The organism is Streptomyces sp. BR123 (assembly GCF_013401435.1).
Classification (GTDB): Bacteria; Actinomycetota; Actinomycetes; order Streptomycetales; family Streptomycetaceae; genus Streptomyces.
The window spans coordinates 1-3084 of the sequence record NZ_JACBGN010000488.1 but is presented as its reverse complement, the minus strand read 5'-3'; the positions used below and the strand labels follow the sequence as shown (position 1 = coordinate 3084).

General features: G+C 73.9%; 2 protein-coding genes. Both read left to right on the top strand.

Annotation, left to right across the window (positions count from 1 at the left end; all coding sequences use genetic code 11):
- The first annotated feature begins 259 nt into the window (after nucleotides 1-259).
- The gene (locus HYE82_RS35400) at nucleotides 260-2053 is read left to right on the top strand and encodes a S8 family serine peptidase (protein ID WP_309144559.1); all 1794 of its coding nucleotides are present in this window, start codon (nucleotides 260-262) and stop codon (nucleotides 2051-2053) included.
- Nucleotides 2054-2250: 197 nt separating this feature from the next.
- Nucleotides 2251-3084, top strand: an 834-nt coding sequence (locus tag HYE82_RS35395) for an ATP-binding protein (protein WP_179178331.1), incomplete at its 3' end; no start/stop codon positions are given.

Here is a 3084-nt window from a genome sequence, read left to right as displayed (position 1 = left end):
CGAAAGGCCCCCGCCCCAACCCCACATGGTGCGAAGCCGTACGGCAGGGTCGACCGCCCGCACCGCCGTTGCCCCCGCCCCGCCGATGCGGCCGGGGCAACGCGGCGAGCAGCGGTGGCCGGAGCGGAACTGACCAGCCCGCCCCGGCCCCGTAGTCGCCGAACCACCTCCCACACAGCCCGACCGGCCGCTCCGGCCTGCCCGGAAACGGCCCGCGAAAGGGAACACCGTGCACTCAACGCGACGCAGGCTGATATCCGTGGCGGCGATATCCGTCACCCTGCTGGCCGGCTCCGCCACCGCCTCCGTGGCCCTGCCCGGCGCGGCGCCCGCGCCGGCTCCGTCCGCCGCCGCTCTCCCGGCCCCCGGCGCGCCCGCCGCCCCGGCTTCCGCGCCGGTCGAGAACCTGATCGTCGGCTACAAGTCCAGCGCCTCCGAGGCCAGCTCCAACAAGGCCGCCGCGGACGACGCCGCCGCCAAGGGCAAGAAGGCCGGCAAGAAGGCCGCGTTCGACCGCCGCCTCGGCACCGGCGCCGCCCTCGTCAGCCTCGGCGGGGCCACCACCCCGAAGGACGCGGCCGACCTCATGGCCCAGTTCCGCAACGACCCGGACGTCGCCTACGTCGAGCCGGACAGCCGCGCCTACGCGATGGCCCTCCCGAACGACACCGACTACGCCAAGCAGTGGGACCTCTTCGAGCCCACCGCCGGCATGAACGTTCCTGCGGCCTGGGACAAGACCACCGGCTCCGGCGTCACCGTCGCCGTGATCGACACCGGCTACGTCGCGCACTCCGACCTCGCCGCGAACATCGTCCCCGGCTACGACTTCATCAGCAGCTCCACCGCCGCCCGCGACGGCAACGGCCGTGACAGCAACCCGGCCGACCAGGGCGACTGGAGCGCCGCCGGCGAATGCGGCACCGGCTCCAAGGCCAGCGACTCCTCCTGGCACGGCACCCACGTCGCGGGCACCATCGCCGCGGCCACGAACAACTCCAAGGGCGTCGCCGGCGTCGCGTACAACGCGAAGATCCAGCCCGTCCGCGTCCTCGGCAAGTGCGGCGGCGCCACGTCGGACATCGTCGACGCCATCACCTGGGCCTCCGGCGGCACCGTCGCGGGCGTCCCCGCCAACGCCACCCCGGCCAAGGTCATCAACATGAGCCTCGGCGGCTCCGGCGCCTGCACCACCAGCTACCAGAACGCGATCAACGCGGCCGTCGCCCGCGGCACCACCGTCGTCGTGGCCGCCGGCAACAGCAACGCGGACGCGGCCGGCTTCTCGCCCGCCAGCTGCAACAACGTCATCACCGTGGCCGCCAGCAACCGCACCGGCGACCGTTCCTTCTACTCCAACTACGGAGCGAAGGTCGACATCGCCGCCCCGGGCGGTGAGACCCGCCGCGCCACCGACACGCCGGGCACCATCACCACCCCCGAGAACGGCATCCTCTCGACGCTGAACACGGGCGCCACCACCCCGGGCAGCGAGAACTACGAGCCCTACCAGGGCACCAGCATGGCCGCCCCGCACGTCGCGGGCCTCGCCGCGCTCATGGTCTCCGCCACGCCCTCGCTGACCCCGGCGCAGGTCGAGACGGCCATCAAGGCCAACGCCCGCCCGCTCGCCGGCACCTGCACCGGTGGCTGCGGCAGCGGCCTCGCCGACGCCGCCGCCACCGTCAACGCCGTGACCTCGACGCCGACCACCCCGGCCCTCGAGAACACCGTCAACTACACGATCAGCGACAACGCGACCGTGGAGAGCCCGATCACCGTCAGCGGTGTGACCGGCAACGCGCCGGCCACCCTCAAGGTGGGCGTCGACATCAAGCACAGCTACATCGGTGACCTGAAGGTCGACCTGGTCGCCCCGGACGGCTCGGTCTACACCCTGCACAACCGCTCCGGCGGCAGCACCGCCAACATCAACCAGCAGTACACCGTCAACGCCTCCTCCGAGGTCGCGAACGGCACCTGGAAGCTGCGCGTCAACGACAACGCCGCCGGCGACACCGGTTACATCGACTCCTGGAACCTCGTGTTCTGAGAGCCTGCCAGTCCGGGCCGACAGGCCCGGATGGCGAAACCCTGCGGAGCGGCCGGACCCCCGGTCCGGCGGCTCCGCGGGGCTTTCGTGCTGCCCGACTGAATTCTGCGTCACAATCCGTGTCCACACGGCACCCGACCTCGTATTCTCGCCTCTCACAGGAAAGCCACAGGGGAGCGAAAGGCGGGTGGCGGTGCGTGGTGGCGCCGACGGGGCGGGCCGACACGACGGTCGGACACGCTGAACTGGTCAAGGCGGTCGAACACGCCCTGACCGCGCACGGGCGCGCCCTGATCACCGGACCCGCCGGCGCGGGCAAGACCCGCCTGGCCGGCGCCGTCGCGGCCGCCGCCGAGGCCCGCCGCGAGACCGTGCTCACCCTCGCCCCCGAAGCCGCCGACCGGTGGATCCCCGAAGCCTCCGCCGCCGCCCTCCTCGCCTCCGTCCCGTGCGCCGCCCTGGAACGGCTCTCCGGACCCCAGCGCACCGCCATCGCCCTCCTGCGCCGCGAGACCGACACCCCGCGCGCCGGACGCGACCACGTCGCCCTCCGCCTCGCCGTCGTCGAGGTGCTGCGCACGCTCGCCGAGCGCAGCCCCGTCCTCCTCGTCCTCGACAACGCCCAGTGGCTCGACACGGAGACCACCGACCTGCTCCGCTTCGCCCTGCGCCTGACCCCGCCCGGCGTCCGGGTCCTGGTCGCCGAGTGCGTCCAGGGCGGCACCCCGGTCGCCGAGCCCCTGTGCGGCCCCGGCACCCCCGCGCTGCGCATTCCCCCGCTCGGCGCCGATGAGGTCGCCGAACTCCTCGTCCGCCACGGCCTGCCCGCCCGCATCGCCGGCCGCGTCCACCAGGCCAGCGGCGGCAACCCCCGCCTCGCCCTCGCCCTCGGCCGCTCCCTCGCCGAAGCCGCCGGGAACCGCGACGGCAGCGCCCACCACGCCGACACCCTGCCCCTGTCCGGCCAGGCCCGCGAAGTCACCCGCCGGCTCCTCGCCGAGGCACCCCCCGAAGCCCGCCGCACCCTGCTC